The organism is Rhodococcus sp. GB-02 (assembly GCF_053470465.1).
On the sequence record NZ_JBPUKE010000005.1, the window covers coordinates 179,721 to 201,879 of the forward strand.

The window sequence follows — 22,159 nt, forward strand, 5'->3', positions numbered from 1 at the left end:
TAGATTCCGAGTTGCTCGCCACGGCATCACATGGGGGGACAGCAAGGACCCATCGCTCGACACAGCCAGTCGCACAACATCTCCAGTGGGTTCATTTCACACCTCCTTCTGAGCGTTCGCCGTCAGCGCGACGACGAGCGGTCCGAGTCACCTGCGGTTCCCGAACGTCATCCATAATGGACATTCCAGTGCGATGGAAGGTCAAGGATCTCGTGAAAATTGGTGAACTGGCCGCTCGGAGTGGCGTTGCCCCGAAGACGCTGCGTTTCTACGAGGACAGTGGGGTGATTCCCGTCCCGGTCCGAAAGTCCAACGGCTACCGGGATTTCGGTCCGGAATCTCTTTCGCGTTTGCGGTTCGTCCGCAGCGCCCAGTCTGCAGGTCTCACCTTGCGAGAGATCCGCCAGATCCTCACCACCCATGACCGCGGGGCGGCTCCTTGTGAGCAGGTCGTGGAGATGCTCTCGGAGCATCTCTCCCAGGTTCGTGGCAAGATCCGCGAACTTGCCACCCTCGAAACAAACCTTGTTGCGCTGCTGGGTCGAGCGGAAAGTGGGATTCCGCCGGAAACCGACGATGTCGGTGTGTGCTGGATCCTGGAATCTGAGCCTCAGGACGGTGTTGCTGAATCGTGAAATCGATTGCGGGTGCACCCCCCTGTTTCAGCAGGTTCGGCGCTCAGCAATGTGATGAGGTGAGCGAAGCGGTTGTAGCGGTGTTGCCGGTGTGTTGATCAGTCCGGTGCAGAAGTAGTGGTGTCGGGATCTGTCGGGAACATCGATTCGGCGGATTCTCCGGGTGCGGGAATTGACAGGCGCCGCCACTCGGGGGCCGAGGTCACCATTGAGCGTTTCCGGAACTTTCGTTCCCAGGGAGCCATGTGCACTTCGCCTTGCCTTGGAAAGCAGGAATCCTCTGCGAAACCTGCATCGCTGTGATCCAAGGTTGCTGGCGAGCATGAGTGGGGTTGTCTTGCGACGGTTCACTTGCCGGGTTTACTCGTGCTGTTTGTCGTCGATCCAGCGCCAACCTGGAAGTTGTTCGAGTCGTGCGGAGCGGGCGTCGGACAGAATTCCTCGGTGGTGGTGTTTTCGTTGGGTGCTGACCCATTCGCCGAGGGGATAAGTTCCGGTGACCGCGCTCTTGGATGGTCGAGCATGACCGGAGTTCGCGACGAACTGAGTCAATACGGAAAACCCTCTCTCCCATTGTGTTTGGAAAGGATCCCAGTCCCAGCCGGGCAGCGCTTCGAGGGCGGCGATTTTCTCGATCGCCAGGGTGCCGGTTTTGTAGTCGCGGCGCCGGTGGTGGACCCACTGTCCGAGGGAGAACCCGTCGAGGATCTCTGATTGTCGGGGGGAGGCTGTTCCGTGGATGGCGGTGTAGGCCTTAAGGGCCGAGATCCCCTGTATCCACGCGTCGCTCTCGCGGCCCCATCGCCACCCTGGGAGCTTGTTCAGTTCGGCGATACGATCCGGGGGCAGGGTGCCGGCGCGATGCTCTTCTCGGCAGCGGAACACCCATTTGCCCACGTCGAAGCTGTTGGCGCGCGCTGAGCGAGGGACATCGGCACCATCGTGCTCTCGGAGGTACATCTCGAGTGCAGAGCGCCCGGTTTCCCAACGAACGGTGTCGTTGTCCCACATCCAGGCGGGTAGGGCTTCGAGCATGAGAATCTGGGTGTCGGTGAGCTCGCCATTCTGGTGGGCTGTGCGCTGGGCGTTCGCCCATGCGACCAGATCGATACCATCGATCACGAGAGTCGACGACAGGTCCGTGTCGGGGCGCGCGGCGAGCTCGTCCGATAATGCGGACAGTGCTGCTCGCCAACTTTTGCGTCGCGGTTTCCCCCAGGTCCAGCCGGGTAGGTTTTCGAGGAGGTCGGCTTCAGCGGCGGAGAGTGTGCCGTCCCAGTATGCGATCCGTCGACGTGCCACCCAGCCGCCGAGGTCGATTCCGAACGCATGGACTCGACCTGCGGGGCCGGCATGACCTTTGAGTTCGACGAACTTCGTCAGTGCTCGGAATCCTGATTCCCAGTCGTCTGTGGGTGCGCCCATCACACGACCTGGGAGTTCTTCCGGGTTCTGCTACCGCAGGGAGCTGATGGGTTCATGCACATAAGGAAGGAGCGAGGCGGTAGCCGGCGCCGCGGATGGTGCGAATGAACTGTCCGTGCTGGGTGTCCGAGCCGAGTTTTTCACGTAGCCGCTTCACGTGCACCGCGACGGTGTTCGTTTCGGCGCTGTGACCCCAGACTGCGAGGCTGATCTCGCTTTGGCTGGCGACGTGGCCGCGGCGTTTGATCAGGTAGACGAGCAGTTCGAACTCCCGCTGCGTCAACTGCACTTCGCGGTTTCCGACGCGGGTCTCGTAGCCACTGGGGTTGACCCGGATCGGTCCGGCGGTGACGACACTGTCTTCGGCGAGGGAGAGCGCGGTGATGCCGGCGAACGGAGCAATGGTGGTGATGTCGTACGGGCGGGCAACGACCGCCGACGCGCCCGCGGCGAGGACTTCGCGCACGATGCGCTCGTCGCCCGACTTGGCTGCACCGACCAGGATCGGAACATCGGACCGGCTTCGAATCGTGGCCACCACTCGGGCGGCGTCGACGTTGTCGGTGTGAGCAGCCAAGATCAGGACGGTCGGCACCTCTGCACCCACCGCCAGTAGAGTCTCGGCACCGTCACGGCACCAGTCGGTGCGAATCCCCATGTGGTCGGCGGCCGCCATGAACTGCGCAGCGGTGGCTGGGTCCGGCTCCGCCAGAAGCAGACGCGTATGCGAATCGGCCAAGGAGTAGCCGTAATGCGCTCCCGCAGCGACCTCCCGGTCCGGCTGACGCAATTCGATAGTCAACTGTCGACCCCCTATTTCAGAACGTACCCATTGTCTCACCTGAAGTAGCCGGTGAGGAGGAGGTCGACTGCCCGCACAGCCACAGTGTCGCTCAGCCGAAGCGACCGGAGATGTAGTCCTCGGTGGCTTTTTGTGTCGGGTTCGAGAAGATCTTCTCGGTGTCGTCGATCTCGACGAGTCGACCGGGCTTGCCGGTTGCCTCGAGGTTGAAGAAAGCCGTCTGGTCACTCACACGCGCAGCCTGCTGCATGTTGTGCGTGACGATGACGATGGTGAAGTCCTTCTTCAGCTCGGTCATCAGGTCCTCGATCGCGAGAGTCGAGATCGGGTCGAGCGCGGAGCACGGCTCGTCCATGAGCAGGACGTCGGGCGAGACGGCGATGGCACGCGCGATGCACAGACGCTGCTGCTGACCGCCTGAGAGGCCACCACCGGGCTTGTCGAGGCGATCCTTGACCTCGTTCCACAGGTTGGCGCCGCGCAGCGAACGCTCGGCCACCTCGTCGAGCTTCTTCCTGTTGCGTTCACCGCTCAGTTTCAGGCCGGCGACGACGTTGTCCTTGATGGACATGGTCGGGAAGGGGTTGGGTCGCTGGAAGACCATGCCGATGGTCTTGCGAACGCCTACCGAATCGACGCTGGAATCGTAGATGTCCTCGCCGTCGAGCAGGACCGAACCCTCGACGCGCGCACCGGGAATTACTTCGTGCATGCGGTTGAGAGTGCGCAGGACCGTCGACTTTCCGCAGCCGGACGGACCGATGAACGCGGTCACGCTCCGGGGCGGGACGGACAGGCCCACATCGGCGACAGCGTGAAACTTGCCGTAGTAGATGTTGAGATCTTTGATGTCGAGGCGCTTGGCCATGTCTGGTGTTCCTGTCCGTTTCTAGCGCTTGTTGGTGAGGAAGCGGGTCGCGAGCGCCGCAAGAAGGTTGAGGAGTGCCATGACGATGATCAGCGTCAGGGCTGCGCCCCACACTCGGAGCTGGCCTGCAGGCTGCGGGTTGATCAGCTCGGTGTAGATCAGCAGCGGGAGCGAGGCCATGTTGCCTTCGAAGACGTCGAAATTGATCGAGCGGGAGTAGCCGACGAGCACGAGGACCGGAGCTGTTTCACCCATGACTCGGGCGATGGAGAGCAAGACTCCGCTGATGATGCCCGGCATCGCGGTCGGGATGACGATGCGCATGATCGTCTTCCACTTCGGGACGCCCAGTGCGTAGGAGGCTTCCCGAAGCTCGTCCGGGACGAGCTTGAGCATTTCCTCGGTGTTGCGTACGACGACCGGCAGCATCAGCAGCACCAGCGCCAGCGAGACGGCAAAAGCGCTCTGTTCGAATCCGAGGGTGGCGATCCACAGGCTGAAAACGAACAACGCCGCAACGATCGAGGGCACACCTGCGAGAACGTCGACCATGAAGGTCACTGTGCGAGCGAAGGCTCCGCGCCCGTATTCGACCAGGTAGATCGCGGCCATGATGCCGAGCGGGACGGAGATGAGCGCTGCGATCGCTGCTTGGATCAAGGTGCCGTACAGCGCGTGGTAGATGCCGCCGGCGAACTGTTCCGGAAGCACACCCTGCAGAGAATTCGTCCACCAACCGGAGGAGGTGATGGCGCGCCATCCCTTTTCGATGACGGTGAACAGCACCCACACCAGAGGAATCAGCGCGATACCGAAGGCAGCGTAGAACAGTACGGTGGCGATACCGTTCTTGGCTTTGCGGCTGGTGCTGATGCTTTGGAACGTCGGCGCCTTGGCCGGCGCATCGAGGAGATCGGCGCTCATCCGTTGACCTTGCCTTTCGCGACCATGCGAGCGAGTGCGTTGACGACGAAGGTCAATGCGAAGAGGACGAAACCAGCGGCGATGTACGCGCCGGTCGGAAGGGGAGCACTGAACTCTGCCGCTGCAGAGGCGATCTTCGAGGCGAAGGTGTAACCGCCGTCGAAGAGCGACCAGGTCGAGGCATTGGCAGCCGAACGCAAGATGATCAGCACGGCCACGGTTTCACCGAGAGCGCGACCCAGACCGAGCATCGACGCGGCGATGATGCCGCTGCGCCCGAAAGGCAGCACGGTCATACGCACGACTTCCCATTTGGTGGCGCCGAGGGCCTGTGCCGCTTCGATCTGCGAGCGCGGTGTCTGGCGGAATACCTCACGGGTGACGGAGGTGATGATCGGCAAGATCATCACCGCGAGAACAATTCCTGCGGTGAAGATGGTTCCGCCTCCGGTCAAGGAGACGTTGCCTTCGCTGAAGAGGAAGAACCAGCCGAGGTTGTCGTTGAGGAACTCCGCGACCGGGCTGAGCTTGGGGGCGAGGATGAAAATTCCCCAGAGACCGAACACGATCGAGGGCACTGCGGCGAGGAGATCGACGATCGAGCCGAAAGCGTGGGAGAGACGCGCTGGCGCGTACTGCGTCAAGAACACAGCGATACCCAGTGCGATCGGCACCGCAATCGCCAGAGCGAACACCGAACTGAGCACGGTGACCGTCAGGAGGTCACGGATACCGAAACGCAGATTCGATGCATCGCTGGTGACGAATTCGGTGCTGGTGAAGAAGTTCGCGTTGTTCGCTTGCAGCGACGGGATGGCGCGAATGAGCAGGAAGATGGCGATCAGGCCGATGGAGACGACGATCGTGGCACCGGCACCGGTGGCCAGCCACCGGAAGACCTTGTCACCGAACTGGTGTTTTCCGGTCGAAAGAGACGAGGGAATGGTCGGGGAAGTCTTGCCGCTGTGATCAGGCATGCCGGGTATCTTTCCGCCCGCCCCCGGAGCCGCCGCAGTGGGCGTCTCCGGGGAGCGGGTTACGTCGTCGGGGTGCAGAGCCATCGCTGATCAGGCAATCAGGAGATCGCGTTGACTGCGGTGGTCAGCTTCTGCTGGAACGCGCTCGGGAGCGGGATGTACCCGTTTTCCTCGAGACCGTTCTGGCCGGCGCCGATCGTGGACTGCAGGAACGCGCGGACAGCGGTGCCGACCTCGGCGTCGGGGTACTTCGAGCACACGATCTCGTAGGTAGCCAGCACGATCGGGTACGCGCCGGTCTCGGCGGGCTTGTAGAAGGTGGACGTGTCGAGCACGAGGTCGTTGCCCTCACCCTTGATGGTGGCGCCGGCGATGGTCTTGCCGACGGTCTCGGTGGTGATCTCGACCGGTTCGGGACCGGCGGAGGTCACGATCTTGGCGGTCTGCAGGTTCTGAGCCTTGGCGAAGGACCACTCGTTGTAGGTGATCGCGCCTTCGGTGCTCTTGATGGCGGCGGAGGTGCCCTCGTTGCCCTTGGCGCCCTCACCGACGCCACCGACGAACGACTTGCCCGCGCCTTTGCCCCAGGCGCCGTCCGAGGCTGCGTCGAGGTACTTCTGGAAGTTGTCGGTGGTGCCCGACTCGTCGTTGCGGTAGATCACGTTGATCTTCTCCGACGGCAGCGAAGCGCCCTCGTTGAGAGCCTTGATCGCCGGATCGTCCCAGGTGGTGATCGCACCGTTGAAGATCTTGGCAGAGGTGGGGCCGTCGAGGACGAGGTCGTCGACACCCTTGACGTTGTAGGTCACCGCGAGCGGGCCGAAGACGACGGGAAGGTTCCAGGCGTCGCTGGTGCAGCGTTCTTTCGCGCGGTCGTACTCGCCCTTGTCCTTGCTGAGCGGAGAATCGGAACCACCGATGTCGGTCTGGTTTCCGATGAACTCACTCACACCGGCGCCGGAGCCGTTGGAGGTGTAGTTGAGGGTCTGTCCGCTGCACGCCTGCTCGAACGCATTCACGAAACGCGTCATGGCGTTGGCCTGGGCGGTGGAACCACTGCCCTTGAGTGCCGACTTGCCGCCGCACTCGACATTCGAGGTCGAGCCCGCGCCAGTAGCTCCGGTCGAACCCGTCGCGCCGGTGTTGTTGTCGCTGCCGCACGCTGAAAGCAGGAGGGTGCTGGCCGCCAGCACACTGAGGGCGGCGCCAGATCGCTTGAGCTTCACGTAGTTCCTTCGAAGTATCGGGGTTGCTCGCGCGGCGCGCGGCCACCGAGATCGAGTGACACTGAGCAGCGCTGATTGCCGCTCGGGTGATGAACCTAGAGGCCGGGGATGAACGGATATCGCTGCGAAAATGAACGGAACATGAATCCATGGGCGAAAGTTGAATGAACAGCCCGGCTACCGGCAGGTATTGCTTGACAATCCCAAATTAACTCAGTGAGTATTGACTCAATGACTATTGAGCAAAAGTTCTCGCTCGAACAACGCGCCGCTCTCTATGGCGCCCTGGCCGATCCGGCACGGTTGTCGATCGTGGACATGCTCGTCCTCGGCGACGCATCGCCGTCGGAACTGCAACGCCGACTCTCCATCTCCTCGAATCTGCTCGCCCACCACCTCGGGGTCCTCGAACGCGCTGGTCTCGTGCACCGATCGCGATCCGAAGGTGACAAGCGCCGTACCTACCTACGACTCGAGCCCACCGCGCTGGAGGTGCTCGTTCCTACCTCGTCGCCCTTGGCTGTGACGCGGATCGTGTTCGTGTGCACCCACAATTCCGCGCGCTCGCAACTGGCCGCGGCGTTGTGGAACAAGCAATCCCACATCCCGGCAGCATCGGCCGGCACCCACCCCGCTCCCCGAGTTCACAGTGGAGCCCTCGCCGCCGCCCGCCGCCACGACCTACCTCTCGACGCCACGCGCCCGGCCGATGTCGCCGATGTCCTCGCGCCCGGGGACATGGTCATCGCCGTGTGCGACAACGCCCACGAAGAAATGCGCGAAAACCCGAACTCTCTTCACTGGTCGATTCCGGACCCTGCCCGCACCGGTAGTGCCGCAGCGTTCGACCGAGCCTTCGACGACATCGACCACCGAGTCGCTCGACTCGCCCCCCATTGCCTCCCGAACGGAGAACTCTCATGACCGACAACCTCAGCACCACAACACATCACCGCGACGACCTGACCATCGATCAACGGTTGGCCCTCAAAAGTGCCGCCGCACACCTGGCCACGGAATTCACCGACGTCTTCAACACCGAAACCATCGAGCGGTTCCTGCATTCGTCCTACGACCAGTTCGCCGGCCGCGCCTCCGTCGTCAACTACCTCCCTCTCCTGGCCGAACGCTTCGCCCGGCAGCGACTACGCGCCCTGGCCAAGGTCGAAGGACTCTCCAACGACGGCAAACCCACCGTGTTGTTCTTGTGCACGCACAACGCCGGACGCTCCCAGATGGCCATGGGATTCTTCGAAAAACTCGCCGGGGAACGTGCCGTCGCATGGTCCGGCGGATCCGAACCCGGCGCCAGCGTCAACGAAGCTGCCATCGAAGCAATGGCCGAACGTGGCATCGACATCAGCGGTGAATACCCCAAGCCATGGACTGACGAAGTGGTCCGCGCAGCGGACGTCGTCATCACGATGGGCTGCGGAGATGCATGCCCGATCTTCCCCGGACGCCGCTACGAAGAATGGGTCCTTCCCGACCCCGCAGGTCTCGGGGTCGACGCGATCCGCCCGATCCGTGACGAGATCGAACGGCGAGTACTCACATTGCTCGACGAGATCGACATCGCCGCCCAGCACTGATGCTCGTCGATGAATTCCTTGCGAAGAAGGTCTCTCATGTTCATTCCGGCAGTGGTCACCGCTTTTGTGCACTGGCTTCGCAGCGGCTACCCGCAGGACGCACCGAGATACGGTCACAGCCCGCTACTGGCTCTGATGGATCAACGGCTCTCACCTGCGCAGATCAGTGAGATCGTGATCGCGCTCGACTGGGAGCCGGCCACCGAGGCCATCGACATCCAAGTGGCCATCACGGCTGTCGCACGGCGGATGCCCTCACCCGCCGATCTGAGTGCCGTATGCGCGGCCATCGAGAAATCCGCGTCCAGGGAAGGGGCCTTCCCGTGCTGCAGAACCAGAGGCGTGCCCCATGTTGCGAACTGATTTGATCGATGTCAATATTGATGTATGTCGAATCAAGATGTGGCGGAGACCGGCGCCTGTTGTTCGCCACTCAACCGTGAACCGTTGACCGAAGACTGGGCTGGTGATCTGGCCCGGATGTTCAAAGCGCTCGGCGATCCCGTCCGGCTGCGACTGCTGAGCCTGGTGGCCAGCCACGAGGGCGGTGAAGCCTGCGTCTGCGACATCTCCGACACCTTCGACTTGTCCCAGCCGACGATTTCGCATCACCTCAAGGTGTTGCGCCAGGCCGGACTCCTCGACTGCGAACGTCGCGGGACCTGGGTGTACTACTGGGTGATACCCGCAGCCCTGCAACAACTTTCCGCCGTTCTGCTCGTGGAAGCATCATCCACTGCCGCCGACGTCCCACAGGAGACCGCCGTATGAGCGCCCCGTCCAGTACCGAACACCCCGAAGTCGTCGGAAAACTCTCCACCCTCGACCGCTATCTGGCGGTCTGGATCGGCGTGGCCATGGTCGTCGGCCTGCTGGTTGGACGCTGGATCCCCGGCGTGAACACTGCCCTGGACAAGGTGCAGATCGACGGCATCTCGTTACCGATCGCCCTCGGCCTGCTGATCATGATGTACCCGGTGTTGGCGAAAGTTCGCTACGACCGCCTCGACACTGTCACCGGGGACAAGAAACTCCTCGCCGGCTCCCTGTTCCTGAACTGGGTTCTCGGCCCGGCGCTGATGTTCGCCCTCGCCTGGCTGTTTCTGCCTGACCTGCCGGAATACCGAACCGGTTTGATCATCGTCGGCATCGCTCGCTGCATCGCGATGGTGATCATCTGGAACGACCTGGCCTGCGGAGACCGCGAAGCCGCCGCGGTGCTGGTCGCCATCAACTCGGTGTTCCAGGTGATCATGTTCGCCGTGCTCGGTTGGTTCTACCTCTCGGTCCTGCCCGGGTGGCTCGGCCTCGAACAGACCACCATCGACACCTCGCCCTGGCAGATCGCGAAATCGGTCCTGATCTTCCTCGGTATCCCGCTGCTGGCAGGTTTTCTGTCCCGCTTCTTCGGTGAACGCGCCAAAGACCGCGACTGGTACGACAACAAGTTCATCCCCAAGATCAGCCCCTGGGCGCTCTACGGTCTGCTGTTCACCATCGTCGTGCTCTTCTCGATGCAGGGCGAACAGATCACCTCCCAGCCCTGGGACGTCGTCCGGATCGCGCTGCCCTTGCTCGCGTACTTCGCGCTCATGTGGGGCGGAGGCTACGTCCTCGGCGCCGCAATCGGATTGGGCTATGAACGCACGACGACCCTGGCGTTCACCGCCGCGGGCAACAACTTCGAACTCGCGATCGCCGTAGCCATCGCCACCTACGGCGCCACCTCGGGGCAAGCTCTTGCCGGCGTAGTCGGCCCGCTGATCGAGGTACCGGTGCTCGTCGGGCTGGTCTATGTCTCCCTTGCTCTACGCAAACGCTTCACACCCACTGACGGAAAGGTTTCAGCCCCATGACCGACAAGCCCAGCGTCCTGTTCGTCTGTGTCCACAACGCCGGCCGATCGCAGATGGCCGCGGGATTCCTGAGCCACCTCGCCGGCGATGCCATCGAGGTCCGCTCCGCCGGATCTGCCCCCGCGGAGACCATCAACTCCGCCGCGGTCGAGGCGATGGCCGAGCTCGGAATCGACATCTCTGCCCAGACCCCGAAGATCCTCACCACCGACGCCGTGCAGGATTCGGATGTCGTGATCACGATGGGATGCGGCGACACCTGCCCGATCTTCCCCGGCAAGAGCTACCGCGACTGGGTCCTCGACGATCCCGCCGGCCAAGGCATCGACGCGGTTCGCCCGATCCGCGACGAGATCAAAACCCGCGTCCAAGCCTTGATCAGCGAACTCACCGCCCCGTCGGTATCGCGCTGACCGCTCGTACTGCCCGTATTCGATCCCGTGAAAGAGACACTATGACCATCCCGTCCGCGGTCCATGACGTCATCATTGTCGGTTCCGGACCGGCCGGCTACACCGCTGGTGTCTACACCGCGCGCGCTGAGCTCGCGCCCCTGCTCTTCGAGGGAACCCAGTTCGGTGGCGCCCTCATGACCACCACCGAGGTCGAGAACTTCCCCGGATTCCGCGAAGGAATCATGGGCCCCGATCTGATGGAACAGATGCGCGAGCAGGCACTGCGCTTCGACACCGACATCCGCACCGAGGACGTCGAGGAGATCGATCTCAGCGGCCCGATCAAGACGGTCGTCGCGAACGGCGAAACCTACGCCGCGCACGCGATCATCCTCGCCATGGGCGCAGCAGCCCGCTACCTGGGCATTCCCGGTGAAGAACGCCTCCTCGGCCGCGGCGTCAGCGCCTGCGCCACCTGCGACGGCTTCTTCTTCCGTGACCAGGACATCGTCGTGGTCGGCGGCGGCGATTCCGCGATGGAAGAAGCAACCTTCCTCACCCGCTTCGCTCGCTCGGTCACCCTGGTGCACCGCCGCGAGGAGTTCCGCGCCTCACGGATCATGCTCGAGCGCGCCAAGGCCAACGAGAAGATCCGCTTCCTGACCAACGCAGAGCCCGTCGAGGTGCTCGGTGAGAACAGCGTCACCGGCCTCGTCGTGCGCGACACCGTCACCGGCGAAACTTCCACACTCGAGATCACCGGCATGTTCGTCGCCATCGGCCACGACCCGCGCAGTGAGCTCGTCAAGGACCAGGTCGATCTCGACGACGCCGGATACGTGCGCGTCGCTCCCGGTTCCACCGCGACCTCCGTCGACGGCGTCTTCGCTGCCGGTGACCTGGTCGATCACACGTACCGTCAGGCGATCACCGCTGCCGGCACCGGATGCTCCGCAGCAATCGACGCCGAACGCTGGCTGGCCGACCGCGGCGACATCACCGCCAACACGCTCGACGCAGCCGGCCACACCGTAGACGCCGTCTGACTCCCACACCCAGCGAAAGGAACTTCGATGAGCAAGCCTTCAGTGCTGTTCGTGTGCGTCAAGAACGGCGGCAAATCCCAGATGGCCGCCGGCCTCATGCGCAAAGCCGCCGGCGACCAGGTGGACGTGTACTCGGCCGGCACCAAACCCGGCGACGCGGTCAACGCCCTGTCCGCCGAAACGCTCCTCGAGGTCGGGGTGGACATCTCCGGTGAGACCCCGACGTTGATCGATCCGCAACTGGTGCGCAATGTCGACCTCGTCGTCACCCTGGGCAGCGAAGCGAAGGTCGATCCCGTCGCCGGTACCGACTTCGAGAACTGGGACACCGACGAGCCGTCCGAACGCGGCATCGACGGAATCGAACGAATGCGGCTGGTCCGCGACGACATCGCTGCCCGCGTCGACGCCCTGGCCGGGCGTCTGACCACGTAATCGACGTATCACCCCGGCTGTCAGCAGAAGATCTGGATAAGGAAAGGACACTCGTGCACTCGCAAGGGACACCGATCACGGTCGACGTTGTCGTGATCGGTGGTGGTCAAGCCGGAATGGCCGCCGGGTACTACCTGCGCCGCTCCGGCCGCGACTTCGTCATCCTCGACGCCGAAACAGCGCCCGGTGGATCCTGGCAGCACTACTGGGACTCACTGCACCTGTTCTCACCAGCCGAATACTCCTCGCTGCCCGGCTGGCCGATGCCGGGCTGGAGTCCCGGTTTCCCGCCCGCCTCACACGTCGTGGATTACCTCACCGCCTACGAGACCCGATACGACCTACCGGTCCGCCGCCCGGTCCGCGTCACGTCCGTGACCCGCTCCGGTGACGGGTATCTCGTCGAATCCGATCACGGCAGCTGGTCCGCGCGGGCCGTCGTCAACACCACCGGGACGTGGCGGCAACCATTCTGGCCGATCTACCCCGGTATCCGCGAGTTCACCGGCACCCAAATCCATACCACCAGCTACCGTTCGCCGACCCCGTTCGCCGGTAGCAAGGTCGCCGTGGTCGGCGGCGGAAACTCTGCCGCGCAGATCGTCGCCGAAGTCTCCACCGTCGCCGAGACACTCTGGCTGACGAGCCGGGAACCGCGGTTCCTGCCCGACGACGTCGACGGCCGGATCCTTTTCGACGTCGCCCGTGAACATGCCCGTGAAATCGCTTCAGGTGAAACCGATTCCGGTGGCATCGCCGGCCTCGGCGACATCGTGATGGTGCCCCCGGTCCAAGCCGCCCGCGAGCGCGGCGTGATGGTGGCGCACCCGATGTTCGACCGCCTCACCGCCACCGGATTGGGATTCGGCGATCACGTCGAACAGGTGGACGCCATTATCTGGTGCACCGGATTCCGCCCCGCACTACGGCACCTTCAGCCCCTTGGACTCCGAGACGGCGACACCGGACGCATCGAACTCGACGGAGCGCACGTCGCCGGTGAACCCGGATTGATTTTCCTCGGATACGGCGACTGGACCGGTCCCGCATCGGCCACCCTGATCGGAGTCGGCCGCACCGCCCGCGACGCCATCACCGCACTCGACGACGACCTCTTCACAGTCCCGGCCATCTGAGCAACATCCGAAACAAAACAGAGGACACATCATGAGCACCATCGAAGTATTCGAACCCGCCCTGTGCTGCAACACCGGCGTCTGCGGCGACGACGTCGACCAAGCGCTGATCACCTTCACCGCCGACCTCGACTGGGTCGCGAGCAACGGCGGCACCATCACCCGTCACAACCTCGCCAACGACCCCCTTGCCTTCGCCGGAAACGACACCGTCGCAGCATTCCTCAAAATCTCAGGCTCCGAAGGACTCCCGCTGGCGATCGTCGACGGAGTCACCGCCCTGACCGGTACTTATCCCACCCGCAACCAGCTCGCGAAATGGGCCGGCATCACCGAAGCCGGAGCCGCGGACGCGCCGGCCGGGATCGCCATGCTCGGACTCGCCGACGGCTCAGCATGCTGCTCCACCGACGACGCCGACTCCACCACCTGCTGCTGAAAGCACCCACAACGCAATGAAGTTCCTGAACGATGCACCCCGATTCCTGTTCTTCACCGGCAAAGGCGGTGTCGGAAAGACCTCCATCGCCTGCGCGAGCGCGATCACCCTCGCCCGCGCCGGGAAGAAAGTGCTGCTCGTGAGCACCGATCCCGCCTCCAACGTCGGGCAGGTCTTCGGCGTGAGCATCGGCAACACCATCACCGACATTCCCGCCGCTCCCGGATTGTCGGCGCTCGAGATCAACCCGGAACAAGCCGCCGCCGCCTATCGCGAGCGGATCATCGGCCCCGTCCGCGGACTGCTCCCCGAGAAGGAGATCGCGGCGATCGCCGAACAGCTCTCTGGGTCCTGCACCACCGAAATAGCGTCGTTCAACGAGTTCACCGGACTGCTCTCCTGCCAAGGCGACATCACCGCCGACTTCGACCATGTCCTCTTCGACACCGCTCCGACGGGGCACACCATCCGGCTGCTGCAGCTTCCCGGATCGTGGACCGAGTTCCTCGACGACGGTAGGGGCGACGCATCGTGCCTGGGGCCGCTGTCCGGGCTCGAGAAGCAGCGAGCCATCTACGCTGACGCTGTTGCCGCGCTCGCAGATCCGCAGCGGACCCGCCTCGTCCTGGTCTCGCGCGCCCAGCGTTCGACGCTCGCCGAAATTACCCGCACCCACCGCGAACTCGCCGACATCGGACTGACCCATCAGCATGTCGTGATCAACGGTGTCCTCCCGGCACCGGGCGACGACACCGATCCACTCGCGACCGCGATCTACCGGCGTGAACAAGCCGCGATAGCCGGCCTGCCCGACGAATTGGCGCAGCTGCCCACCGATCAGGTCCCGCTCAAAGCGACCAATATCGTCGGCATCGACGCACTCGAAAGCCTCTTCACCCCCGACCTCAGCCCGGTATCCGCCGCCTCAGCGGACCCGGCCCTGCAGCTACCCAGTGCTCCGCTCTCATCCCTGATCGACGAACTCGACACCGACGATCACGGCCTGATCATGTGCATGGGCAAAGGCGGAGTCGGCAAGACCACCATCGCAGCCGCCATCGCTGTCGCCCTCGCCGAACGCGGCCACCAGGTGCACCTGACCACCACCGACCCGGCCGCACATCTGACAGAAACCTTGAACGGGGAACTCGACAACCTCCAGGTCTCCCGAATCGACCCCGCCGAAGCCACCGAGCAGTACCGCACCCGGGTTCTGACCACCAAAGGCAAGAACCTCGACGAACGCGGACGCGCGAACCTCGCCGAAGACCTCCGATCACCCTGCACCGAGGAAGTGGCGGTCTTTCAGGCGTTTTCGCGGGTGATTCACGAATCGAGCCGCAAATTCGTCGTCGTCGACACCGCCCCGACCGGGCACACTTTGTTGTTGCTCGACGCCACCGGCTCCTACCACCGGGAAATCGCCCGCCAAATGGGTGAGAACACGAACTTCACCACCCCGCTCATGCGGCTCCAGGACCCGAACGCCACGAAAGTCCTACTCGTGACCCTCGCTGAAACCACACCTGTCCTCGAGGCCGCCGGTCTGCAAGCCGACCTGCAACGCGCAGGCATTCACCCTTGGGCGTGGGTGGTCAACAACTCCCTCGCGGCAGCCGAACCGACCTCGACGCTCCTGCAGCAACGCGCAGCCGGAGAGATCACCGAAATCGACAGCATCACAAACAAATACAGCCAGCGAACCGCCATCGTCCCGATGCTCGCCGAAGAACCCGTCGGCACAGATGCATTGGCGGCGTTGAGTAAGGCCTGACGGGAGTAGGAATCGACTTCTGGCTGGTCATTTTCGTTGGCTGGATATGGTGGCGACGGCTTCTCTCGCCGCGCTCCGGTATGCCGTGATCCGGGGTCGGACCACACGACTCTCGGTGATACACACTCGCCAGGAAGACAACAGCATCTCGGTTTCCCCTCTGCGGTCAATGACCGACGGTACACAAGCTCGCCGGAGTAACCGTGCGCGTCACCGATGCCGGCGGAACCAATGTTGTTGAGATCGACATGCTGGTGACCGCTGATGCTATCGCCGAAGCCCGGGATTGAAGTGACCCGAACTCCCGGGGCTTTGCTTTGCGATGTGCGACTATAAGTTCATGCTCGATCCGGGCGCAAAGGGCAGTGACGTAGTGGTGATACCGCAACGAACTTTATGGTGGGCGGTCGACGAGCTCTGCCGTGCGTTGCCGCACGAGGTGCTTCGAAAACTGAAAGTGAGATCGGGCGAGGACCTAGCCGCCATTTCAACGACTGCATTCCTAGCCTGTGCGCCGACTAGCGTTGATTGTGCTGGCGAACCAGACTTGATCTTCGATCTTTCGCATTCGAAATCGGAGCGCAGCCCCATATCGTCGATGGGTTTGGCGAATAAGAGGTTTGCGGACTTCGAAGTGAAATCGATTGGTCTTTGGTACCGAAAGTTTGACGCCACGATTGATCAATCCCTTGGGCGTGGCGAAATTCCGATGGTGACGACGTTCACCGCAGCTGTTACGACTGTAAACGAGGTCCTGGCAGGTGAAGGCCTCAATCAGATTGATCGCGCGCTCCGCCAACTAAACAAGAAAGTGAGGGTTGCGCACTCGAAGAACATATTTCTGATTGCCCATCCCTTTGACTATCCCGTCGTTGAAATGGACGTTGCTCCTATCGTGGCACACCTTCTGAACCCACTGGACGGGATTGTTGGCGTAGACACCGTCTGGGTGATGTGGCCGGATGTCTTCTTTGTGATGTGGTCATCCCACAATGCCCGGTGGGTGAATCTGTTGTTTGACTCTCGAGAACAGAGCAAGGATCACTCATCTGCTTGGGACGACCTCGAGTTGCTGCAGCAAGTCCAAGTTGAGTTTCAGCGTCGTATCGACGGTGAAACGAACTCTCCGTACATATTTCGACTTGAGTAACGGGTTGTTTGAGGTGTTGTGGGTCGGCGAGCTCAAGAGCTGACAGCCAAGCCCGGACATCGTTTGCGGTCTATCCGCTTTTTAGCGTGGCGTTTCGCAGGTTTGACTTCTTGTGTGCAGATGCCGGCCCGAAAAGATGTCGTAGAGGTCGGCATGCTGGGGACCGCTGATCGGAGGTCGAAATCGCGGTCTTGTAGCCACCTTTCCTTCGCCTGTCTGCGGTGGTGCCGGCGGCCGGTGAGGTAGTGGTTTCTCACGTCCCCGGCACAGGGTGCGCCGGGGACGTGAGAAACGATTCTAGCGCCTATTTGCGCAGGTCAACCTATATAATTGGGGAGTCTAATTCGGTAGCGGACCTGACCAGTTCGCTCGATTCTGGAGGATTCCTGTGGCTGATTTGGCTACTGCTGTGACTGTGTTGGATGCGAATGGGCGGGCGGGTGTGCCGTCGTTGTTGATTTCGGGTCCGGGTATGGGCAAGTCGAGTTTGGTTCGTGGGTTGGCTGCGGCGGATGGGGTGTTGTGCAAGACGGTGTTGGGGTCGTTGCGTGAGCCGTCGGATTTCGCGGGGTTGCCGGTGGTGCGGGAGCACGGTGTGGCGTTGGAGGCTCCGGCGTGGGCGAAGGAATTGGTTGCCGGTGGTGGTGGGTATCTGTTTTTGGACGAGTTGACGACGAGTCCGCCTGCTGTGCAGGCGGCGATGTTGGCGGTGGCGTTGGATTTGACTGTCGGTGATGTGCAGTTGCCGAAGGGGACTCGGGTGATTGCGGGGGCGAATCCTCCGGATTGCGCTGCTGGTGGGTACGAGTTGGAAGCGCCGTTGGCGAATCGGTTCTGCCATGTGGAGTTCACGCCGTCTGTGGATGAGTGGTTGGACGGTATGGCGACGGGGTGGGGTGCACCGCCTGCCTCGCGTGCGGTGGCCACCGATGAGCAACGGGTTGCGTTGGTGCGCAGTTCGATCACCGGCTTTGTGCAGCGCAATCCTGATGCGTTGGATGCGTTTCCGTCGTCGGCTGCGCAGACCGGTGGTGCGTGGCCGTCGCGTCGTACGTGGTCGATGTTGGCGGCGGTGTTGCCGCATTTGCGGGAGGACGACAACGCGGCGATCAACACGGCGGTGTTCGGGTTGATCGGTGAGGGCGCGGGCGTGGAGTTCTTGGAGTGGCGGCGTAGCGCGGATCTTCCCGATCCGGTTGCGGTGGTGGAGAATCCCGATTCGGCGTTCGATTGGCAGTCGCGTCCTGATCTGGTGTGGGCGGTGCTGTCCGGTGTCACGGCGTGGGCGGTGGGACGGGGCACGGTGGAGGCCTGGCGCAGTGCGTGGGGTCCGCTGATCGCGGCTGCGGAGGCGGGCGCACCGGACGTGGCGGGCGCGGCGGCGCGCACGCTGGCGAAGGCGCGACCGGCGAAGGCGACTGTCCCGGCGTCTGCTCGTCGGTTCGCGCCGATGTTGACCGCTGCGGGTCTGATGGAGGCGGCAGCATGAGCGGGGTTCGGGTCCTCGCGCCGGATGAGTTGCGGGCGTTTCGCCTGGCACGACTGGTTTCTGCCGAACAGATGCCGTATTTCATGCGGGCATTGTTCGCGGCGCAGCCTGTTGCTGCACCGGGGTTGGGCACGTTCGCGGTGGATGCGCAATGGCGGCTCTATCTAGATCCGGCGTTGTTGGTGGGGGCGGGTGCGTGGCCGGTGCCGGTGGCGGGTGCGGTGTTGCTGCACGAGGTCGGGCACTTGCTGCGGGCACACGGTGTGCGGGGGCAGTCCTTGCCGAAGCCGGTGCACCACGTGGCGTGGAATTACGCGGCGGACGCGGAAATCAACGACGACTTGCTGGCGGCGGGCGTCGGGTTACCGGACGGGGTGATCACTCCACAATCGTTCGGGTGCGAGGACGGCGGAATCGCAGAGGACTACTACACGCACCTGATCGATCCGGCTACGGGACAACAGTTTCCAGACGACGACGACGTGGGTTGCGGATCCGGTGCGGGATGCGCGCCGGTGCCGGGGGAGTTGGGCGCGGCAGCGGGGGAGGTCGCGGACGGGTTGGACGGCGCGGAAGCAGATCTGGTTCGCCGTCATGTGGCGCGGGCGGTGCAGGCGGCGCAGGGGAAGGGGCGCGGGATGCCGCCGCAAGGGTTGGCGCGCTGGGCCGGTGAGGTTCTCACGCCGCCGACCGTGCCGTGGGATCGGGTGTTGCGTGCGGTGATCCGGCGAGCGCTGGCGGATCAGTCGGGGCGGACGAACTACAGCTATGCGCGTCCGTCGCGGCGCAGCCTGCCGGGGATCGTGGCCCCGGCGATGCGGGGTCCGTCGATCACGGTGTCGATTGTGATCGACACGTCGGGGTCCATGTCGGCGGGTGATCTGTCGGCGGCGATGGGTGAGGTGGCGGGTGTGCTGCGGGCGGGCGGTGTGGCGCGGGAGCGGGTACGGATTCTCTCGTGCGATGCGGCATCGACGTCTGCGCAGGCGGTGCGGTCGGTGGCCGATGTGCAGTTGGTGGGCGGCGGCGGTACGGATATGCGCGTCGGGATCGACGCGGGGAACGCGGCCCGTCCTGCCCCGCACGTGGTGATCGTGTTGACGGACGGGGATACGCCGTGGCCGGATCGGCCGTCGCGGGCGCATCTGGTGTGCGCGGTGATCGGCAACGACGCCGCACTGTCTCGGACCCCGGAATGGGCGTCACGTGTGCAGATCCCGGTCGGTGCGTCGTGAACGCGGTGAGCGGTGATCTGTTGCGGTACGCGCAGCAAGTGTTGACGGGTACCGGTCACGCGCCGGATCAGGTGGCGAGCGTGGTCGTCGGTACCGGCGAGGATGCGGCGGCGCTGGCCTTGCGTGCGGGGTGGGAGTGCGCTGCGAATCCGGTGGTCCTGGCGTGCGAACAGACGGAGGACGTGTCGTGAGCGTGGAATGGTTCGATCTGGCTCAGCGTCTCTATGCCGCCGAAACGGGGCGTCCCGTTGCTCGGCTCGCACACACTACGTTCACCCCGTCAGCGTCGGCGCTGGCGGTGCGGGCGACGGTACGCGGCGGCAGTGTGAGCGTGTCCGCTGCGGCGGTCGGTGGAGGTGAGGAAACCGCGTGTGACGAGGCCGGGTTGGCGTTGCTGGCCAGGTTGGGCGGCACGCTGGCGGCGGATGCCCCGGCGATGTTGCTCACCGACGACGGCGGCACGATTCCGGCGCTGGTGGGGTTGGCGCGGGCGCACGCTCACCACAGTGACCCGAACATCTCCGGTAGCGCCGCGATGGTGGGGTGGTGGGCAGATCGGGCGGATCATCCCGGCACGTCGGCGGTGGTGAATCTTCCGGCCGCGTCCAGTGCCCGCTACGTGCTCGGCGTGGTGCCGGAAGCGCAGCGGTCGGCGCGGGTGTGGCGGACGTGGTTGCAGATCGCGGACGAGAGTGTCGCCGGGATGCACGAGTGGGCGCGTGCGATCGGCAGTGGCCCGTTGCTGCCGCTGCTCGCTGCGATCGGTGAAGACGACGCGTATTCGTTTTCTCGGGCACAGTCTGCACTGGTGGACGGTCACGACTGGTCGCGTCCCGACAACACGGCCAGCGCCGCGATGGGCCTGCGAAGTCGTTGTGACGCAGCAGATGTGATGTCATCAGCCTTGCTCGATGATCCGATGTGGCGCGAGCGCGCACTGCACACCGGCCACGTCGCGGTAGGTGTGGCATCGATGACGCCGCCACCGAAAGGCTCACGTCGGCGCAACGGGTCGCTGTCGGTGACGTGTGAGCGTCTGGATTCACGGCTGCGGGTCGGATCTGCTGTCACCGGGTGGGTCGGCACACCGCGACGGCGACCGTTCGAGCAGTTCACCGTCGAGGTCACATCGACCGAGGTTGTCGGCGGGAAGTTGGTGCTCGGACTCGGTTCGGTGGGGATGTATGCGCCGCCGAGTGGCGCGTCGGTGGTGTTGATGCCGCAAGCGGCGTCACCGCACACGATGCGCGCTGGTCGTGGCCGGTACTGGCGGCTCTACCGAGGTCGGCGGTCCTGGCTTTCGACGGGGCAGACACCCGTCCCTTCCCGGCGTGAAGTGCCGTTGGACGTGCTCATAGCGGGCGCAGAGAAATAGCACCGGCAGCATACCTGCCGTAGGTAAATAGCCAGTTCAGAGAGCTTTTCCAGGAAAGGATTGATTCGTCATGCGCATTACTGCCTCGTCGTCGGATATCGCTGCCCCCTCCGGGCCGGTCCCGTCACCGCCGCGCCCGCCTGCTCCCTCACTAACGGGGTGGCCGGGGTCGGAGATCATGGCCGACCCGATCACAGCGCGTGTGCTGTTCTCGGTGTGGTCGGGTGATCCTGCGGTGGTGGTGCCGTCCCCTCCCGGCGCAGGCAAGACCCGATTGGTTGCATTACTGGCTGCGGCATTGGCGCACCGGGCGGATCTGCGCGTAGGGATCGCGGCGCAGACCCGCGAACAGGCGGTGGAGATTGCACGCCGATTGGGAACACTCACCGACCGCGCCGCCTTGATGTGGAAAGCGAAAGCACCGGCACCGGACAGCGGCGACACGCCGGTGGTGTCGGGGCAGAAAGTGCGCTGGCAGGGCGAAGTCGGGGGAATTCTGATCGGCACGACGGCGCGATGGTTGTTCTCGGACCCGGACCGAGTCGGCGCGGACGTGTTGATCGTGGACGAGTCGTGGCAATGCACCTACGCCGATCTGGGAGCGCTGGGAGCCATGGCGAAACAGGTGGTGTGCGTCGGTGATCCCGGACAGATCGACCCGGTGGTGACCGGCGATGTATCTCGTTGGGAGGGAAGCGAAACCGCGCCCGATCTACCCGCCCCGATCGCGCTGTTGGCTGCACACGGCGATGCGGTGGGGATGGTGCGGTTGGCGCACACCTGGCGACTCGGACCCGACACCACAGCACTGATCGCGCCACTGTTCTACCCCGATTTGCCGTTCACCTCCAAGCGGCCCCCGGAACACCTCACCGATTCGAGCGGAGTTGTGTGGCTCGAATTGGCGCATCGCCCGATCACAGCTTGCGGAGGCCCGTCCGATCCTGCCTTGGTGACTGCATGCGCTGCGCGGGTGCGAGAGCTACTGGCAGCGGATCTGGTCACCACCGCAGGCCAGCGGCCAATGACGGCCGCTGACGTGGCCGTGGTGGTCCCGCACGTGACCCAGGCTGCGGCAATCCGTGCCCTACTCAGCGAGTACCCCGACGTACTGGTCGGCACCGCCAACTCATTGCAAGGCCTTGAGCGTCCTGCCGTCGTGGTGCTGCACCCATTGGCGGGATACCGGACCGCCGAACCTTTCAACCTCGATGCGGGCCGTGCCTGTGTGATGCTCTCGCGTCACCGCGCCCACATGTCCGTCGTCATCGACAGCGCGACTGCGAGCGTTCTTGCACATGGTGCGCCGTCGTCCGCGCTCGAGGTCCAGACCGGCCTGTTGGCCGCGCTGCGCAGCACCCCCGCTGTGTAGTTCAACCG

General features: G+C 63.9%; 24 protein-coding genes. 18 read left to right on the forward strand and 6 right to left on the reverse strand.

Annotation, left to right across the window (positions count from 1 at the left end; translation table 11 throughout):
• Window positions 1-212 precede the first annotated feature (212 nt).
• Window positions 213-635: a heavy metal-responsive transcriptional regulator gene (locus tag ACSW29_RS29905; protein ID WP_011331632.1), complete on the forward strand. Its 423-nt coding sequence runs from the start codon at window positions 213-215 to the stop codon at window positions 633-635.
• Window positions 636-995: 360 nt separating this feature from the next.
• Here ACSW29_RS29905 and ACSW29_RS29910 read toward each other — a convergent pair whose 3' ends face one another.
• From ACSW29_RS29910 to pstS, 6 genes are all read right to left on the reverse strand, one after another.
• Window positions 996-2,060, reverse strand: a complete 1,065-nt coding sequence (locus ACSW29_RS29910) for a helicase associated domain-containing protein (protein ID WP_448278965.1) — start codon at window positions 2,058-2,060, stop codon at window positions 996-998.
• Between the two features lie 52 nt (window positions 2,061-2,112).
• Window positions 2,113-2,862 carry a winged helix-turn-helix transcriptional regulator gene (locus tag ACSW29_RS29915; RefSeq protein WP_003944618.1) on the reverse strand — a complete coding sequence of 250 codons (750 nt, stop codon included), beginning with the start codon at window positions 2,860-2,862 and terminating at the stop codon, window positions 2,113-2,115.
• A 91-nt stretch (window positions 2,863-2,953) separates the two neighbouring features.
• Window positions 2,954-3,730: a phosphate ABC transporter ATP-binding protein PstB gene (gene pstB / locus ACSW29_RS29920; protein ID WP_003944636.1), complete on the reverse strand. Its 777-nt coding sequence runs from the start codon at window positions 3,728-3,730 to the stop codon at window positions 2,954-2,956.
• A 21-nt stretch (window positions 3,731-3,751) separates the two neighbouring features.
• Entirely contained in the window at window positions 3,752-4,654 is a 903-nt protein-coding gene (pstA, locus tag ACSW29_RS29925; RefSeq protein WP_003944617.1) for a phosphate ABC transporter permease PstA, read from the reverse strand.
• On the reverse strand, window positions 4,651-5,715 hold the full coding sequence (pstC, locus tag ACSW29_RS29930; protein WP_425611646.1) for a phosphate ABC transporter permease subunit PstC: 1,065 nt from the start codon (window positions 5,713-5,715) through the stop codon (window positions 4,651-4,653). The genes pstA and pstC overlap by 4 nt, the downstream gene beginning before the upstream one ends.
• A gap of 14 nt (window positions 5,716-5,729) precedes the next feature.
• On the reverse strand, window positions 5,730-6,857 hold the full coding sequence (gene pstS, locus ACSW29_RS29935) for a phosphate ABC transporter substrate-binding protein PstS (RefSeq protein ID WP_054827611.1): 1,128 nt from the start codon (window positions 6,855-6,857) through the stop codon (window positions 5,730-5,732).
• Between the two features lie 231 nt (window positions 6,858-7,088).
• On the opposite strand from pstS, the gene ACSW29_RS29940 reads away from it, so the two are divergent.
• From ACSW29_RS29940 to ACSW29_RS30020, 17 genes are all read left to right on the forward strand, one after another.
• On the forward strand, window positions 7,089-7,781 hold the full coding sequence (locus tag ACSW29_RS29940) for an arsenate reductase/protein-tyrosine-phosphatase family protein (RefSeq protein ID WP_448278966.1): 693 nt from the start codon (window positions 7,089-7,091) through the stop codon (window positions 7,779-7,781).
• Window positions 7,778-8,449, forward strand: a complete 672-nt coding sequence (locus ACSW29_RS29945) for an arsenate reductase ArsC (protein WP_448278967.1) — start codon at window positions 7,778-7,780, stop codon at window positions 8,447-8,449. Before ACSW29_RS29940 ends, ACSW29_RS29945 begins: the two co-directional genes overlap by 4 nt.
• 36 nt (window positions 8,450-8,485) lie before the next feature.
• A complete protein-coding gene (locus ACSW29_RS29950; RefSeq protein ID WP_054186447.1) occupies window positions 8,486-8,812 on the forward strand; it encodes a DUF3349 domain-containing protein in 327 nt (108 codons plus the stop codon).
• A 24-nt stretch (window positions 8,813-8,836) separates the two neighbouring features.
• Complete coding sequence (locus ACSW29_RS29955; protein WP_037131620.1) at window positions 8,837-9,220, forward strand: ArsR/SmtB family transcription factor; 384 nt, start codon at window positions 8,837-8,839, stop codon at window positions 9,218-9,220.
• Window positions 9,217-10,305 (forward strand): ACR3 family arsenite efflux transporter, encoded by a 1,089-nt coding sequence (arsB, locus tag ACSW29_RS29960; protein WP_003944591.1) that lies wholly within the window; start codon window positions 9,217-9,219, stop codon window positions 10,303-10,305. Before ACSW29_RS29955 ends, arsB begins: the two co-directional genes overlap by 4 nt.
• Window positions 10,302-10,718 carry an arsenate reductase ArsC gene (locus ACSW29_RS29965; protein WP_003944644.1) on the forward strand — a complete coding sequence of 139 codons (417 nt, stop codon included), beginning with the start codon at window positions 10,302-10,304 and terminating at the stop codon, window positions 10,716-10,718. Before arsB ends, ACSW29_RS29965 begins: the two co-directional genes overlap by 4 nt.
• Before the next feature lie 41 nt (window positions 10,719-10,759).
• Window positions 10,760-11,746 carry a thioredoxin-disulfide reductase gene (trxB, locus tag ACSW29_RS29970; RefSeq protein WP_003944628.1) on the forward strand — a complete coding sequence of 329 codons (987 nt, stop codon included), beginning with the start codon at window positions 10,760-10,762 and terminating at the stop codon, window positions 11,744-11,746.
• 27 nt (window positions 11,747-11,773) lie between these two features.
• Window positions 11,774-12,181 carry an arsenate-mycothiol transferase ArsC gene (locus tag ACSW29_RS29975; protein WP_003944607.1) on the forward strand — a complete coding sequence of 136 codons (408 nt, stop codon included), beginning with the start codon at window positions 11,774-11,776 and terminating at the stop codon, window positions 12,179-12,181.
• Between the two features lie 53 nt (window positions 12,182-12,234).
• Window positions 12,235-13,317 (forward strand): ArsO family NAD(P)H-dependent flavin-containing monooxygenase, encoded by a 1,083-nt coding sequence (locus ACSW29_RS29980; RefSeq protein ID WP_003944597.1) that lies wholly within the window; start codon window positions 12,235-12,237, stop codon window positions 13,315-13,317.
• Window positions 13,318-13,348: 31 nt separating this feature from the next.
• Window positions 13,349-13,756, forward strand: coding sequence for an arsenite efflux transporter metallochaperone ArsD (gene arsD / locus ACSW29_RS29985; RefSeq protein WP_003944649.1), 408 nt, complete (start codon window positions 13,349-13,351; stop codon window positions 13,754-13,756).
• Between the two features lie 16 nt (window positions 13,757-13,772).
• On the forward strand, window positions 13,773-15,530 hold the full coding sequence (gene arsA, locus ACSW29_RS29990) for an arsenical pump-driving ATPase (RefSeq protein ID WP_003944661.1): 1,758 nt from the start codon (window positions 13,773-13,775) through the stop codon (window positions 15,528-15,530).
• Between the two features lie 340 nt (window positions 15,531-15,870).
• The gene (locus ACSW29_RS29995) at window positions 15,871-16,680 is read left to right on the forward strand and encodes a hypothetical protein (protein WP_128638076.1); all 810 of its coding nucleotides are present in this window, start codon (window positions 15,871-15,873) and stop codon (window positions 16,678-16,680) included.
• A gap of 388 nt (window positions 16,681-17,068) precedes the next feature.
• Entirely contained in the window at window positions 17,069-18,169 is a 1,101-nt protein-coding gene (locus tag ACSW29_RS30000) for an ATPase AAA (RefSeq protein WP_042926277.1), read from the forward strand.
• On the forward strand, window positions 18,166-19,404 hold the full coding sequence (locus tag ACSW29_RS30005; RefSeq protein WP_058228362.1) for a vWA domain-containing protein: 1,239 nt from the start codon (window positions 18,166-18,168) through the stop codon (window positions 19,402-19,404). Before ACSW29_RS30000 ends, ACSW29_RS30005 begins: the two co-directional genes overlap by 4 nt.
• Window positions 19,401-19,595, forward strand: coding sequence for a hypothetical protein (locus ACSW29_RS30010; protein WP_037129470.1), 195 nt, complete (start codon window positions 19,401-19,403; stop codon window positions 19,593-19,595). The genes ACSW29_RS30005 and ACSW29_RS30010 overlap by 4 nt, the downstream gene beginning before the upstream one ends.
• Window positions 19,592-20,779 (forward strand): hypothetical protein, encoded by a 1,188-nt coding sequence (locus ACSW29_RS30015; RefSeq protein WP_448278968.1) that lies wholly within the window; start codon window positions 19,592-19,594, stop codon window positions 20,777-20,779. The genes ACSW29_RS30010 and ACSW29_RS30015 overlap by 4 nt, the downstream gene beginning before the upstream one ends.
• Before the next feature lie 70 nt (window positions 20,780-20,849).
• Window positions 20,850-22,151, forward strand: a complete 1,302-nt coding sequence (locus ACSW29_RS30020) for a DEAD/DEAH box helicase (protein ID WP_448278969.1) — start codon at window positions 20,850-20,852, stop codon at window positions 22,149-22,151.
• Window positions 22,152-22,159: the final 8 nt, after the last annotated feature.